Consider the following 14,688-nt stretch of genomic DNA (forward strand, 5'->3'; position numbering starts at 1 on the left):
TGCGTGACGTGCCCCATCTCAGGGCAATCTTTGAGTCTCCGATAAAATGCCGGGTTTCCCGCAGCAGGGCGCCCGCGTGCCAGAAGGAGATTCATCGCAATGTCGTTGTTCCGCAGGAAGAATGTCGAGCACATGCTGGCCAGCGCGTCCGGCACCTCGCTCAAGAAAACACTCGGCGCCCTCGATCTGACCTTTCTCGGCATCGGGGCGATCATCGGCACCGGGATTTTCGTGCTGACCGGCACGGGCGCCGTGCAAGCAGGCCCGGCCCTGATGATCTCGTTCATCGTCGCGGCAGTCGCCTGCGGTTTCGCCGCGCTGGCCTACGCCGAATTCTCATCGACGATTCCCGTCGCCGGCTCCATCTACACCTATTCCTACGCGACACTCGGTGAACTGGCCGCGTGGATCATCGGCTGGGATCTGATGCTCGAGTACGGGCTCGCGTCGTCAGCCGTGTCCGTGGGTTGGTCCGGCTATCTGCAATCGCTGTTGTCCGGCTTCGGCGTCGCCTTGCCCACCGTCCTGACCGCTGCGCCCGGTGCGCTGCCCGGCCAGGTCACCTGGTTCAACCTGCCCGCGTTCCTGGTAATGATGGCCATCACCACGCTGCTCTCGGTCGGCATCAAGGAATCGACGCGCGTCAACAACCTCATGGTCGCGATCAAGGTGACGGTCGTGTTGCTGGTGATCGCCGTGGGCGTGTTCCACGTCAAGCCCGCGAACTGGCATCCGTTCATGCCGCACGGCTGGTCCGGCGTGTTCGGCGCGGCCGCCGTGATGTTCTTCGCGTTCATCGGCTTCGACGCGGTGTCGTCGGCGGCGGAAGAAGTGAAGAATCCGAAGCGCGATCTGCCCATCGGCATCATCTCGTCGCTGGTCGTGTGCGCCGTGCTGTACGTAGCGGTGGCGGGCGTCGTGACGGGGATCGTGCCGTCGGCGCAGTTTGCGAACAATCCGCATCCGGTGTCGTTCGCGCTGCAGTTGGCGGGGCAGAACTGGGTGGCCGGCTTCATCGATCTCGGCGCGGTGCTCGGCATGCTCACCGTGATTCTCGTGATGAACTACGGCCAGACCCGCATCATCTACGCGATGTCGCGCGACGGTCTCCTGCCCGCGCGCCTGTCGAAGGTGCATCCGCGCTTTTCGACGCCTTTCTTCACTTCCTGGCTCGTCGGCATCGTCTTCGGGCTGATCGGCGCGCTCGTGCCGCTCAACGTGCTGGCGGAACTCATCAACATCGGCACGCTGGCCGCGTTCTCGCTGATGTCCGTCGCGGTGCTGATCCTGCGCCGTACGCACCCCGACCTGCCGCGTGCGTTCCGCTGCCCGGGCGTGCCGGTGGTGCCGGTGCTGGCCGTCGCCTCGTGCCTCTTCCTCATGGCCAACCTCCAAGCGACCACCTGGATTGCCTTCCTCGTGTGGCTGGTGGCCGGCCTGGCGATCTATTTCGCCTATTCGCGCCGTCACGCGCTGCTGGGCCGCGCGCCGTCTGAAGCGTCGGGCGCGTCTGCCCGTTTGAATGAGCGCGAAACCGCGACGCACTGAACGCTCTGCACAGGTTTCCAAACGCCGCCTCCGGGCGGCGTTTTGCAGTGCGGCGGCCTGAACCGGACGGGCGTTCGCGCGGATGGCGACGCCCGTCGATTTGTGTTTTACTCGACGTCACAAACACAACACCCAACCCAGCTGAACGCTCACGGCGGCAGTAAGGCAGGTGCAACGGCGTGAAGCGGGTCCGTCCTCACATGGAGACAGTGAAATGGCGCTCAGCATCAGCCTGACGGTCAACGGCAAGCCCGTGACCGCCACCGTCGAACCGCATCTTCTGCTGGTCCAGTTTCTCCGCGATCAACTCCGCCTCACCGGCACCCACATCGGCTGCGACACCGCCCAGTGCGGTGCGTGCACCGTGCACCTCGAAGGCCGCGCGGTGAAGTCGTGCAACATGCTCGCCGTGCAGGCGGACGGCATGGACGTGACGACCATCGAAGGCATGGCGCGAGACGGCCAGCTCCATCCGATGCAGGCGGCATTCAAGGACTGTCACGGCTTGCAGTGCGGCTTCTGCACCCCGGGCATGGTGATGAGTGCGAGCGCGCTGGCCGAGCAGTCGGCCAACCTGTCCGAGGAAGAAGTCCGAGAGCAGCTCGACGGCAACCTGTGCCGCTGTACGGGCTATCACAACATCGTCAAAGCGGTGCTCCAAGGCGCGCAGGACATGAAAGCGGGCGCCTGATCCCGGTTCCGATCCCCCTCCGAAACGATGAATCGCGCCTGAACAGGAGACCGCGATGAATGCCCCTGAGCAACAGAAATTGATCGGCGCCGGCGTCAAGCGCAAGGAAGACTATCGCTTCCTGACCGGCGCGGGCCAGTACACGGACGACGTGGTCCTGCCGCAGCAAAGCCATGGCGTGTTCCTGCGCTCGCCGCATGCGCACGCGCGGATCACGCGCATCGATATCGAGGCGGCGAAGGCGTCGCCGGGCGTGATCGGCATCTTCACGGGCCGGGATCTGGCGGGCGAGAACGTCGGCGGCCTGCCGTGCGGCTGGCTGATCCACAGCACCGACGGCTCACCGATGCACGAACCGCCGCACCCGGTCATCGCCCACGACAAGGTGCTGCATGTGGGCGATCAGGTGGCGCTGGTGATCGCGGAGACGGTCAAGGAGGCGAAGGACGCGCTCGAACTGATCGAGGTGGATTACGACGAGCTGCCCGCTACGGTCGATACCGGCAGCGCATCCGACGCCGGCCAGCCGCTGGTACACGACAGCGTGCCGAACAACATCTGCTACAACTGGGGCCACGGCGACAAGGCCCGGACCGACGCCGCCTTCGCGCAGGCCGCGCACGTGACGACGCTCGATATCGTCAATCAGCGTCTCGTGCCGAATGCCATCGAACCGCGCGCCGTCAACGCGAGCTACTCGAAGCACGACGAGAGCTACACGGTCTACGTCGCGAACCAGAACCCGCACGTGGAACGTCTGCTGATGGCGGCGTTCGTACTGCAACTGCCGGAGTCGAAACTGCGCGTGATCGCGCCGGACGTCGGCGGGGGCTTCGGCTCGAAGATCTTCCTGTATCCGGAAGATGTCGCGCTGACGTGGGCATCCCGGAAAGTCGGGCGGCCGGTCAAGTGGACAGCGGAACGTTCCGAAGCCTTTCTCTCCGACGCGCACGGCCGCGACCACGTCACGAAGGCGGAACTGGCCATCGACGGGGACGGCAAGTTCATCGGCATGCGCGTGCATACGACGGCGAACATGGGCGCGTATCTGTCGACCTTCGCCTCGTCGATCCCGACCGTGCTCTACGCGACGCTGCTCGCCGGCCAGTACACGACGCCCGCCATCTACGCCGAAGTGAAAGCCGTGTTCACGAACACCGTGCCGGTGGATGCGTATCGCGGCGCGGGCCGGCCGGAAGCGACGTATGTGGTCGAGCGGCTGGTGGAAACGGCGGCGCGCGAGCTGAACATCGACCCGGTGGAACTGCGGCGCCGCAACTTCATCCGCGAGTTTCCGTATGCGACGCCGGTCGGCCTGACCTACGACACCGGCGATTACGACGCCTGCCTCGATCGCGCGCTGGAACTCGCCGACGTGAAAGGTTTCGCGGCGCGGCGCGAGGAATCGAAGCAAAACGGCAAGCTGCGCGGCATCGGTTATTCGTGCTACATCGAGGCGTGCGGACTGGCGCCGTCGAACGTGGCGGGCGCACTGGGCGCGCGCGCCGGTCTCTTCGAAGCAGGCGAAGTGCGCGTGCATCCGACCGGCTCGGTCACCGTCTTCACCGGCTCGCACAGTCACGGCCAAGGCCACGAAACCACCTTCGCGCAAGTGGTCGCGGACCGGCTCGGCATCGCGATCGAAAACGTCGAGGTCATCCACGGCGATACCGGACGCATTCCCTTCGGCATGGGCACGTACGGGTCGCGCTCGATCTCGGTCGGCGGCTCGGCGATCATGAAGGCGCTCGACAAGGTCGAGTCGAAGGCGAAGAAGATCGCCGCGCATCTGCTGGAAGCGGCGGTGGAGGACATCGAGTTCCAGAACGGCGTGTTCCGGGTCGCGGGAACGGACCGCACCAAGACCTTCGTCGATGTCTCGCTGGCCGCCTACGTGCCGCACAACTTCCCGCTCGACCAGATGGAGCCAGGCCTCAACGAGAACGCGTTCTACGATCCGACCAACTTCACCTATCCGTCCGGCGCCTACGTGTGCGAAGTGGAAGTGGACCAGGACACGGGCGAGACGCGCATCCAGAAGTTCACCGCCGTCGACGACTTCGGCAACGTGATCAATCCGATGATCGTCGAAGGCCAGGTGCACGGCGGGCTGGGACAGGGCATCGGGCAGGCGATGCTCGAGCGCTGCGTGTATGACGACAGCACCGGCCAGTTGCTGTCCGGCTCGTTCATGGACTACGCGATGCCGCACGCCGTGGATCTGCCGAACTTCACCGTGGAGACCGCGAAAGGCACGCCGTGCACGCACAATCCGCTCGGCGTGAAGGGCTGCGGCGAAGCGGGGGCGATCGGCTCGCCGCCCGCCGTCATCAACGCGATTCTCGACGCGCTCGCGCCGCTCGGCGTGAAGGACTTGCAGATGCCCGCGACGCCGCACCGCGTCTGGACCGCGATGCACGCCGCCCAACCCGCATAAGGAGACCGGCCATGTACTCATTCGACTATCAACGGCCGGGCGAAGCGCAGGCAGCCGTCGCGGCGCTTTCCTCAAACGACGAGGCCAAGTTCCTCGCCGGCGGCCAGAGCCTGCTGCCGACCATGCGCCTGCGTCTCGCGCAGCCGTCGGCGTTGATCGACGTGACGCGCATCGCGTCGATGAAAGCTGTCACGTTGAATGGCGGCACGCTCACCATCGGCGGCGCCGTGTGCCATGCCGCCGTGGCGGCGAACCCCGACGTGCAGCAGGCATTGCCGGGCCTCGCGGATCTCGCGGGCCGGATCGGCGACCGCCAGGTGCGCGAACGCGGGACCATCGGCGGCTCGCTCGCCAACGACGATCCCGCCGCGTGCTATCCGTCCGCCGTGCTCGCGCTGAACGCGACCGTCGTGACGGACCGCAGGCGCATCGCCGCCGACGACTTTTTCATCGACATGTATCAGACCGCGCTCGAACCCGATGAACTCATCACCGCGGTCGAGTTTCCGCTGGCCGAGCGCGCGGCGTATGAGAAGTTTCGCAATCCCGCGTCGCACTTCGCGCTGGTCGGCGTGTTCGTCGCGAAGTTCAAGGATGGCGTGCGCGTCGGCGTGACCGGCGCGGCGCCGTCGGTGTTCCGGTCCGCCGAGCTGGAGGCGGCGTTGTCGAGGGACTTTTCGGTGGCGTCGGCGCGCGGCGTGACCATCGCGCCGGATCAACTCAACGCGGACATGCACGCCAGCGCCGCATACCGCGCGCACCTGATACCGGTGCTCGCGGGCCGCGCGGTGGAACGTGCGCTGTCCTTCTAGCCGCGATGCAGGACGACCCCGCTTCCATCGACGAAACGCTCGCGCGCCTGCGCGAGCAGCAGTACTTCGCGACCCGCGAACTCGCGACGGCGCTCTTCCTCGCGCTGAAGCTGCAGCGCCCGCTGTTTCTCGAAGGCGAGCCGGGCGTCGGCAAGACCGAGCTCGCGAAGGCGGCGGCCGGCGTGTGCGGCACGACGCTGCTGCGGCTGCAATGCTACGAAGGACTCGACACCGCGAGCGCGCTGTACGAATGGGACTATCCGCGGCAGATCATGGCGCTGCGGCTGGCGGAAGCGGCGGGCGAGACGCCGTCGAACGAATCGCTGTATCGCGGCGAGTTCCTGCTCAAGCGTCCGCTGCTGCAGGCCTTGCTGCCCGACGCCGCGCATCCGGAAGCCCGCCGCGTGCTGCTGATCGATGAAATCGACCGCGCCGATGAACCGTTCGAGGCCTTTTTGCTGGAACTGCTGTCGGACTTCCAGGTGTCGATTCCCGAGTACGGCACCGTACGCGCCGCCCGGCCGCCGCTCGTCGTGATGACGTCGAACCGCACGCGCGAAGTCCACGATGCGCTGAAGCGCCGCTGCCTGTATCAGTGGATCGGCTATCCGGCGCGTGACGTGGAACTGGCGATCGTCGCGGCGCGCGCGCCTGAAGCGGGGCAAGACTTGCAGGCGCGCGCTGTCGCCTTTGTCCACGCGCTGCGCACGCTGGACCTGTTCAAGGCGCCGGGCGTGGCGGAGACGATCGACTGGTGCCGCGCGCTGGCGGCGTTGTCGGTGTCGGAGCTCGATCCGCAATCGGTGCAGGACACGCTGGGCGTGCTGCTCAAGTACCAGGACGATCTCGCGCGCATGGACGCCGATACGCTCGCGCGCTGTCTCGCGGCGGCGCCATGACGCTGGGACCGTTCGCGCGCAATGTCGTGCATTTCGTGAGGCTGCTGCGCGGCGCGGGGCTCGGCATGTCGCCTGCGCAGGCCGTCGATGCAATCGACGCATTGCGCCATGTGGATCTCGGCCGGCGCGACGATGTCCGCGCGACGCTCGCCTGTCTGCTGGTGCACGCGAGCGACGAGCGCGAGATCTTCGACGCAGCCTTCGATCTGTTCTGGCGCGATCCCGACTGGGAAGGCAAGCTGCGCGCGCTGCTGTTGCCGAAGGTGACGAACGGCATGCCGCCGCCGAAGCGCAACAACCGTCTCGCCGATGCGCTGGCGGCGCGCGCCGCGCCAGTGCAGACCCCGCAGCCGCCGCCTGCCGACGCGCAGCCGGAGCAGGCGCATGCGCGCATCACGTTCAGCGCGCAGGAGCGCCTGAGTCACCGCGACTTCGACACGCTCAGCGCCGACGAATGGCGCACACTGCGGCATCAGATTCGCGCGCACCGCATTCCGCTCGCGACCGAGCCGACCCGCAGGCTCAAGGCTGCGTCGCGCGGCACGCACGCCGACCTCAAAGCGAGCGCGCGGCATGCCGTGCGTTCAGGCGGCGACTGGACCGTGTGGAAGTATCGCGCGGTCGTCGAGCGCCGGCCTCCGCTGGTGCTGCTGCTCGATATCTCGGGCTCGATGAGCGCCTATTCGCGCGCGGTGCTGTATTTCTGCCACGCGCTCGTGCAGTCGCGTGAACGGCTACAGGTGTTTCTGTTCGGCACGCGCCTGACTCATGCCACGCGCGCGCTGCGCGAACGCGATCCCGATATCGCGATTGCGGCGCTCGGCCAGAGCGTCGCGGACTGGTCGGGCGGTACGCGCATCGGCGCGGCGCTCGCGGAGTTCAACCGGCGCTGGGCGCGCCGCGTGCTGGCGGGACGCGCAACGGTGCTGCTCGTGACCGATGGCCTCGATCATGAAGCCAACGACGTGCTCGATGCCGAGATGCACCGGCTCAGGCGCTTCGCACATCGGCTCGTGTGGCTCAATCCGCTGCTGCGCTACGCCGGTTTCACGCCGCGCGCGCGGGGTGCGCGCGCGATCCTGCCGCACGTCGATGCGATGCTCGCGGCGCATAACCTCGACAGTCTCGCGGCCGTCGGACGCGAGCTTGCTGCCTTGTCGCAACATCCGCCCTCCGGAGGCCCGCGATGGAACTGACCGAAACGCACATCTTGCCCGTCACGCAGGAACGCGCGTGGGAAGCGCTGAACGACACGTCGATCCTGAAAGCCTGCATTCCGGGCTGCGACAGCATCGAAGCCGACGGCGAAAACACCTACGCCGTTGCGATGACGGCGGCGGTCGGTCCGGTGAAGGCGCGTTTCAAGGGCAAAATGGAGCTGACGAACATCGACGCGCCTCGTACCTATACGATCGTGTTCGAAGGGCAGGGCGGCGCGGCGGGTTTCAGCAAGGGCAGCGCGACGGTGCATCTCGAACCCGGCGACGAAGCCGATTCGACCAAGCTCAGCTATTCGGCCACCGCGCAGGTGGGCGGCAAGCTGGCGCAGATCGGCTCGCGTCTGGTCGACGGCGCGGCGCGCAAAATTGCGGCAGAATTTTTCAAGCGCTTCGGCGCGCAGCTTCAGGGCGGTCAGGCGCCGCAGGATGCCGCAGCCGAGGGCAGCGGCGAGGCGCCGGATGCGCCCGAAGAACAGGACGTGCAGCAAAAGGGAAAGAAATCATGGACAGCGTGGATCTCGAAGTCCTGAAGAACAGCGCGCGATGGCTCGAAGAAGGCCATCGCGCACTGCTCGTCACGGTCGTCAAAACATGGGGCTCGTCGCCACGGCCCGAAGGCGCGATGCTCGCCGTGCGCGGCGATGGACACGTGGTCGGTTCGGTATCGGGCGGGTGTATCGAGGATGATCTGATCGAGCGGGTGCGGCAGCGGGGCATCGAGCAGACCGCGCCCGAGGCGGTGAAATACGGCATCAGCGCCGAAGAGGCGCATCGCTTCGGCTTGCCGTGCGGCGGCACCATCCAGCTCGTGCTGGAGCCGCTCACGCGCGCGAGCGGCATCGCGGAGCTGTGTGCGGCCGTGGAAAGCGGCAGGCTGGTGGCGCGCACGCTCGACATGGCAACCGGCGCCGCGCGTCTCGAACCGGCCCAGGCCACCGATGGCGTCCTCTTCGACGACCAGCAACTGCTGACGATCCACGGCCCGCGTTACCGGATGCTGGTGATCGGCGCGGGGCAGTTGTCGCGTTATCTGTGCAGCATTGCGGTCGGGCTGGATTATCAGGTGACCGTGTGCGACCCGCGCGAGGAATACACGGAAGAGTGGAACGTGCCGGGCACGACGATCGTCCGCACCATGCCCGACGACACCGTCATGGAGATGCAGCTCGACGAACGCTGCGCGGTGATCGCGCTGACGCACGATCCGAAGCTCGACGACCTCGCGCTGATGGAAGCGCTGAAGACGCCGGCGTTCTATGTCGGCGCGCTGGGATCGCGGCGCAATAACGCGGCGCGGCGCGAACGGCTGAAGGAGTTCGATCTCAGCGAAGCCGAACTGGCCCGGCTGCATGGGCCCGTAGGCATTTATATCGGCAGCAGGACGCCGCCGGAGATCGCGGTGTCGATACTCGCCGAAGTCACCGCCGCCAAGAACGGCGTCTCGCTGCCGGAGCTGCTGCAGGTGGAAGGCGCAAAGGCGGCGCGTGAAGTGGCGGGCAAAGGAGAGGTGTGCGGCGTGTGAGCGTCGGAGAACGCTCATCGCGTGACTGAGCGCTCAGATCAGCCCGCAGACGATCGCCGCAATCAGCGAAGCCGCCACGATCACTGCGCCTGCCGTGCGCTTCTTGTTGAGTTCGGTCCAGAGCAGCACGCCCGTCAGCGACAGCAGCACGATGCTGCCCGCGAAGGTATCGATGAGCAGGATCCAGCCGACGCTCAGGCCCACGCCCTTGTGCAGGTTGGTCATCATCGCGAGGAAGGTGTTGTCGGTGCGCTTCACCGAAACGAAGTTGTTGCCCACCCAGTATTCGGCCATCACGTTGCCGCCCGGCGAAGCCACCATCACCGACCACTGTTCCGGCTGCATCGTGCTCTTGTCGCCCCAGCCCACGGCATGCGACGGTTCGCGGCGCGTGCGGCCGAGATTGCCGTCGAGCTTCAGTTCGCGCTTGAGCCAGGCGCCCATGTCGCGCGGCGTCTTGAAGCCTTCCGCCGGCAACGGCATTTGCAGCTGCGACACCTGCGGCTCGCCCGTCGAGATGCGCAGTGGCGGCGCGCGATGATTCAGCAGAAAGCCCGTCACGCCGAACAGGAGACCGAGCAGCGCACCCCACAGACCAATCCAGCCATGCACCTTGCGCAGCCATTTGAGAAAAGTTGAGCGGCGCGAGCGGTTCTTGCGCACGAACTGCTCGGCGTCGTCGATCAGACGGCCATGCGGACGATAGTGGGCCGGGCCGCTCGCTGCAGGCGGCTGCGGATTGAGGGTGTCGGGCGCGTTCAAGCGTCTCTCCAGGATTTCGAAACGGATGCACAAGCCCGCCCCCGATCGCAAGAACGGCGATCGACAGGAGGCGGGAAGATGAGAATCGTTATCGTTACACGCGCTAAAAGGCTTTGCAATCGTTTGTGATTGTTTAAAACGCCCGGGGTGTCACGAAAGATTTCAGACGGGCCAGAGCGGCCCTTCCTGCATGGCGCCGACCTGCTCCCGCAATTCGAGGATGCGCTCCTCCCAATAGCGCTGCGTGTTGAACCACGGAAACGCGGCAGGGAAGGCCGGATCGTTCCAGCGGCGCGCGAGCCACGCCGAATAGTGGATCAGGCGCAGCGTGCGCAGGGCTTCGATCAGATGCAATTCGCGTGGATTGAACTCGCAGAAGTCCTCGTAGCCGGCGAGCAGGTCCGTCAGCGCCCGCGAGGCGTCCGCGCGGCCCGCCGGCAGCAGCAGCCACAGGTCCTGGATGGCGGGGCCCATGCGGCTGTCGTCGAAATCGACGAAATGCGGGCCGCTATCGGTCCACAGCACGTTGCTCGGATGACAGTCGCCGTGCAGGCGCAGATGCTGCACGTCGCCCGCCCGCTCGAAGCAGTGCGCGACGCCTTCGAGCGCCATCGCGACGACCGTTTCCCATGCCTCGCGCACGTCGGCGGGCACGAAGTCGTGCGCGAGCAGATAGTCGCGCGGTTCGTAGCCGAAGGTGGCGATGTCGAGCGTCGGACGCTCGCGATACGGCTCGATTGCGCCCACCGCGTGAATCCGCCCGATGAAGCGCCCGAGCCACTCGAGCGTATCGGTGCGATCGAGATCGGGCGCGCGTCCGCCGCGCCGCTCGAACACGGAAAAGCGGAAGCCGCCGAACGCGTGCAGCGTGGCGCCTTCGAGCACGCGCGCGGGCACGGCCGGAATCTCGCGTGCGACGAGGCTCGCGACGAACGCGTGCTCTTCGAGGATCGCGCCGTCCGACCAGCGTTCCGGCCGATAGAACTTCGCGATAACCGGCGGGCCGTCCTCCACGCCCACTTGATAGACGCGGTTCTCGTAGCTGTTCAGGGGCAGCAGGCGGCCGTCGGTGCGCGTGCCTGCGGGAATCAGGACGCTGTCGAGTGCATCGAGCACGCGCTCGGGCGTGAGGCCGGCGAAGGGGGGCGCGTCGCCATCGCGGGGAACGGGCGCGCCGTGGGAGTCGGGATCGATCGGGTTCATCCCGGCATTGTGCCGCGCCGGCGCGCGGACGGCATCAGCACGGCGGGTTTTCAGTGAGACTCAGTGAACGACCGTGTTCGCCGGCCGCACGATGTCGCCGGTGTCGATCAGGTCTTCAAGGAAGAACGGCTCCGTGTTGAGGAGCTGGGTGACGCCGGGCTCGCCTGCGTACCAGGCGACCATGGCCATGTCGCCGAGGATGCGCATGACGATGCCGCGCGCGCCCTGAGGCACGGCGATATGCACTGAGCGGACAATCGAACCGATTTGCATGATGAATCCCCGTTTCAACGCCGGCTGAGGATGACGCGCCGGTCAAAAAATATCGCAACAAGCACAGGCTTCTGACGGCTCGTGCACCACACTTTCGCTGCGTCAGCCTTGCGCGAAGGGGCTCGGCGCGCGGCGATCATGAACGATTGTGCGCTTACTTTAGCGCATCGCGGCGCGCCGACGCGACGCCAATTGCCGTCTTATGTTGTCGAGCGCAGACGGTTGGAAGTAATTACTCGCTGATCTTCCGCCAAACCGTTCCGCGCATTAGGCAAAACCCTCGGCGCGGCGTATCGTTGAAGGTTTGTCAGAGAATACTTAAAAAATGAGCGCTGCTTCGGCCGGGCAAACTCCGGAAGGCGATGTCGATGAGCCCCCGTATCTCGAACGCGGCTCGCGGGCCTACTGGCGGGCGTCGCTCGCGCTGCTGTTCGCCGGCTACGCCACCTTTTCGCTGCTGTATTGCGTGCAGCCGCTGCTTCCGGAGTTCACGAAGGCGTTCGGCGTCAGCCCGGCAGTCAGCGCGCTGGCGGTGTCGGTCAGCACGGCCGCCCTGGCGATCGCGATCTTCATCGCGGGATTCGTCTCTGAAAGCTGGAGCCGTCATCGGCTGATGACGCTTTCGCTGCTGGCGTCGTCGGTGTTGACCGTGCTCGCGGCCGTGCTGCCGGACTGGCACGCGCTGCTCATCGTGCGCGCATTGGCCGGTTTTGCGCTCGGCGGCGTGCCCGCCGTCGCAATGGCCTATCTCGCCGAGGAAGTGCATCCGAAGGGTCTCGGCCTCGCGATGGGACTTTATGTTGGCGGAACGGCCATCGGCGGCATGGCCGGGCGCGTGATCAGCGGCGTGCTGGCGGACCTGTTCGGCTGGCGCGTGGCGATCGGCGGAATCGGGGTGCTAGGACTGCTCGCCATGCTGATCTTTCGCGCGCTGCTGCCGCCGTCGCAACGCTTTCAGCCCCGGCGCGGCGTCGGTTTTACGCAGCATCGACGCTCGCTGGCCGGACACGTGCGCCATCGCGGCCTGCCGTTCCTGTTCCTGCTGGGCTTCGTCATGATGGGCAGCTTCGTCACGCTGTATAACTACGTCGGCTATCGCCTGCTCGGCGCGCCGTTCCGCCTGAATCAGACCCAGATCGGCGCGATCTTCACCGTCTATCTGACGGGAGTCATCGCTTCGCCCAGTTCCGGCAAGCTGGCCGATGCCTTCGGGCGCGGCCGTGTGCTGATCGCCAGTCTTCTGCTGATGATGCTCGGCATCGCGCTGACCCTGTCGATGTCGCTGCCGGTGATCATCGCGGGCATCGCCTGCCTGACGTTCGGTTTCTTCGCCGGCCATTCGGTGGCGAGCGGCTGGGTCGGACGGCTCGCCGCGCAGGCGAAAGGTCAGGCGGCGGCGCTCTATCTGCTCGCGTATTACATCGGCTCGAGCGTGATCGGCTCATATGGCGGCCACTTCTGGACCGCGTTCGGCTGGCCGGGCGTGGCCGGACTCATCGGCGCGCTGCTGCTGGTTGGGCTGGCGGCTGCGGTGTATCTCGATCGCAGGGAGCGGAAGATCGGAACTGCACCCGCGATAGGCCACGCGTCAATCAGAAAGCCAGTTGAAATACGAAGAAAGTAAGGGTTTTTACGCGGGCGCTTAAAAAAGTTGACTGCAAGCCCTTGTCGCGCAAGGGTTTTACGATTGCGCTTGTCTCCCGCCGAACGAAGAAGGCCCGACGCCCTTCGAGGCGCCGCCTATACTCGAAATGTCGACGCACAGAACAGAACTTCAGCGCGCGACAACCCAGGTACAAGCTGGACGAAGGGAGACGCACCATGACGTATTTCACGATCGGCGACTTCATCTTGATCATTCCGATGGCGCTCGCCGGCGCCCTGTTCCTCGGGGCCATTCCCTGCGCAACGCATTTCAAGAACAACACCTTGCGCGTGTGCGGTGCGCTGCTCGGCGTGCTCGCCGCGTTCCTGCTGGTCGAAGGACTGCCCGCGCTGATCTAGCGCCGGCCCGGCAGTCCCGCAGGCTGTTCCACGCCTGACCGGCGCGCGCTTTCGTGCGCGCGCCGTCGAGTGCTTACAGGTGTTCGCCGAGGAAGGTCAGCGTGCGTCCGTGCGCGAGCGCCGATGCCTTCGCGTTGTACGAAGCGCGATCGCCGCAGTTGAAGCCGTGATCGGCTTGCGGATACACATACAGTTCCGAATCCTTGCGTGCGGCAAACTTCTGCCGCACGGCATCCACCGCGTCCGCCGGGATGTGAGCGTCGAGTTCGCCGTAGTGGAACTGCATCGGCACCTTGACCTGGTCGGCCTGATCGAGCGCGTTCTGAATGCCGCCGCCGTAATACGCCACTGCCAGATCCAACGATCCCTGCGCCGCCGCCAGATAGGCTAACCGGCCGCCGAAGCAGTAACCGATCGCCGCCACCTTGCCCGTCACTTCCGGCAATGCGCGCAGCGCCTTGGCCGCTGCGCCGACGTCGGCGACCGCGGCTTCCACCTTGGTCTTCTGCAGCAGTTCCATCGCCTTCTCGCGATCCGCGCCTTCGTAGCCCAGCTCGACGCGCGGCTGCGTGCGCCAGAAGACGTCCGGTGCGAGTGCGACATAGCCATCGGCCGCATATTGATCCGCGACGCTGCGGATGTGGCCATTCACCCCGAAGATCTCTTGCAGGATGATGACGGCCGGTCCGCTGCCCGTCTTGGGCAGGGCGAGATAGCCTTGGAAGCTGCCGCCATCGGCGGGAATGTCGATCCAGCGGGATGTCACGGGTACGGTCACGTCGAAGCTCCTTGTGTGTGAGATGCCGAGGCGGGTGAGTGTGCCAGCTTTCCCTTTCAGCCGCCCTGTGCCGGTTCGGCGCTGCCTGGCACGATGCTTGACCACGTGAAGCATTTTTAGAGCGGCGAGCCTAATCGCCGGCTAAAAGCGGGGCTTTAAAACCGGGCTAATGATCTGACGGCCGGAGATTATCGGCGTCGTGTGATGAAACTTGAATGACGCTCAAAAGACTGTAAGCCGATGTCGCGGAAACCCGCATGAACAGGGCGTCTTCGCGCAAACGCCAGCACAAACCGACGGCGCTCACAACTGGCCGTTAATCGGTAGTGACACCAGTATCCTAAAAAACTTCCCTAAATTAATTTGACAACCCTACACTTGCGCGCAGTGCGGATGGCGGCCGCCACGAACGGCCCGCCGGAAGGACTTGCCAAGTGCATGACGATGCATCCGGCGTGGTCGTCCACGGGACTGAGCGATCGAGATGAAAGACGGGGCACAGGGCGATTACGTTGTTTTTGGGACCGAAACTGGAGACT

At 65.8% G+C, this 14,688-nt stretch carries 14 protein-coding genes; 10 read left to right on the forward strand and 4 right to left on the reverse strand.

Translation table 11 applies throughout. The annotated features are described in order from the left end of the window. Window positions 1-99 precede the first annotated feature (99 nt). The 8 genes from QCE64_RS13165 to QCE64_RS13200 all read left to right on the forward strand — a co-directional run bounded on the left by QCE64_RS13165 (window position 100) and on the right by QCE64_RS13200 (window position 9,129). On the forward strand, window positions 100-1,548 hold the full coding sequence (locus tag QCE64_RS13165; protein ID WP_310004052.1) for an amino acid permease: 1,449 nt from the start codon (window positions 100-102) through the stop codon (window positions 1,546-1,548). Window positions 1,549-1,762: 214 nt separating this feature from the next. Continuing rightward, on the forward strand, window positions 1,763-2,239 hold the full coding sequence (locus QCE64_RS13170; protein WP_310004054.1) for a 2Fe-2S iron-sulfur cluster-binding protein: 477 nt from the start codon (window positions 1,763-1,765) through the stop codon (window positions 2,237-2,239). 55 nt (window positions 2,240-2,294) lie between these two features. Continuing rightward, the gene (locus tag QCE64_RS13175; RefSeq protein WP_310004056.1) at window positions 2,295-4,676 is read left to right on the forward strand and encodes a xanthine dehydrogenase family protein molybdopterin-binding subunit; all 2,382 of its coding nucleotides are present in this window, start codon (window positions 2,295-2,297) and stop codon (window positions 4,674-4,676) included. Between the two features lie 11 nt (window positions 4,677-4,687). Then, complete coding sequence (locus QCE64_RS13180) at window positions 4,688-5,488, forward strand: xanthine dehydrogenase family protein subunit M (RefSeq protein WP_309919382.1); 801 nt, start codon at window positions 4,688-4,690, stop codon at window positions 5,486-5,488. Window positions 5,489-5,493: 5 nt separating this feature from the next. After that, window positions 5,494-6,387 (forward strand): MoxR family ATPase, encoded by an 894-nt coding sequence (locus tag QCE64_RS13185; RefSeq protein ID WP_309811114.1) that lies wholly within the window; start codon window positions 5,494-5,496, stop codon window positions 6,385-6,387. Next, window positions 6,384-7,583, forward strand: coding sequence for a VWA domain-containing protein (locus QCE64_RS13190; protein ID WP_310004058.1), 1,200 nt, complete (start codon window positions 6,384-6,386; stop codon window positions 7,581-7,583). Before QCE64_RS13185 ends, QCE64_RS13190 begins: the two co-directional genes overlap by 4 nt. Continuing rightward, the gene (locus QCE64_RS13195) at window positions 7,574-8,137 is read left to right on the forward strand and encodes a carbon monoxide dehydrogenase subunit G (protein ID WP_309919387.1); all 564 of its coding nucleotides are present in this window, start codon (window positions 7,574-7,576) and stop codon (window positions 8,135-8,137) included. The genes QCE64_RS13190 and QCE64_RS13195 overlap by 10 nt, the downstream gene beginning before the upstream one ends. After that, a complete protein-coding gene (locus QCE64_RS13200) occupies window positions 8,110-9,129 on the forward strand; it encodes an XdhC family protein (RefSeq protein ID WP_309811122.1) in 1,020 nt (339 codons plus the stop codon). Before QCE64_RS13195 ends, QCE64_RS13200 begins: the two co-directional genes overlap by 28 nt. 33 nt (window positions 9,130-9,162) lie before the next feature. On the opposite strand, the gene QCE64_RS13205 is transcribed toward QCE64_RS13200, so the two are convergent. From QCE64_RS13205 to QCE64_RS13215, 3 genes are all read right to left on the reverse strand, one after another. Continuing rightward, window positions 9,163-9,891, reverse strand: coding sequence for a PepSY-associated TM helix domain-containing protein (locus QCE64_RS13205; protein ID WP_309919390.1), 729 nt, complete (start codon window positions 9,889-9,891; stop codon window positions 9,163-9,165). Between the two features lie 162 nt (window positions 9,892-10,053). Continuing rightward, entirely contained in the window at window positions 10,054-11,094 is a 1,041-nt protein-coding gene (locus tag QCE64_RS13210) for a serine/threonine protein kinase (protein ID WP_310004060.1), read from the reverse strand. Between the two features lie 60 nt (window positions 11,095-11,154). Then, window positions 11,155-11,367: a hypothetical protein gene (locus QCE64_RS13215; RefSeq protein WP_309811131.1), complete on the reverse strand. Its 213-nt coding sequence runs from the start codon at window positions 11,365-11,367 to the stop codon at window positions 11,155-11,157. A 325-nt stretch (window positions 11,368-11,692) separates the two neighbouring features. Here QCE64_RS13215 and QCE64_RS13220 point away from each other — a divergent pair, with 325 nt between their 5' ends. Both QCE64_RS13220 and QCE64_RS13225 read left to right on the forward strand, forming a co-directional pair. After that, a complete protein-coding gene (locus QCE64_RS13220; protein WP_310004062.1) occupies window positions 11,693-12,991 on the forward strand; it encodes an MFS transporter in 1,299 nt (432 codons plus the stop codon). Between the two features lie 197 nt (window positions 12,992-13,188). Next, window positions 13,189-13,371 (forward strand): hypothetical protein, encoded by a 183-nt coding sequence (locus QCE64_RS13225; protein ID WP_309811135.1) that lies wholly within the window; start codon window positions 13,189-13,191, stop codon window positions 13,369-13,371. A gap of 73 nt (window positions 13,372-13,444) precedes the next feature. On the opposite strand, the gene QCE64_RS13230 is transcribed toward QCE64_RS13225, so the two are convergent. Further along, complete coding sequence (locus QCE64_RS13230) at window positions 13,445-14,149, reverse strand: dienelactone hydrolase family protein (RefSeq protein WP_309919397.1); 705 nt, start codon at window positions 14,147-14,149, stop codon at window positions 13,445-13,447. Between the last annotated feature and the right edge of the window lie 539 nt (window positions 14,150-14,688).

The sequence above is a fragment of the Caballeronia sp. LZ043 genome, from assembly GCF_031451075.1.
In the GTDB taxonomy this organism is placed as follows: Bacteria; Pseudomonadota; Gammaproteobacteria; order Burkholderiales; family Burkholderiaceae; genus Caballeronia.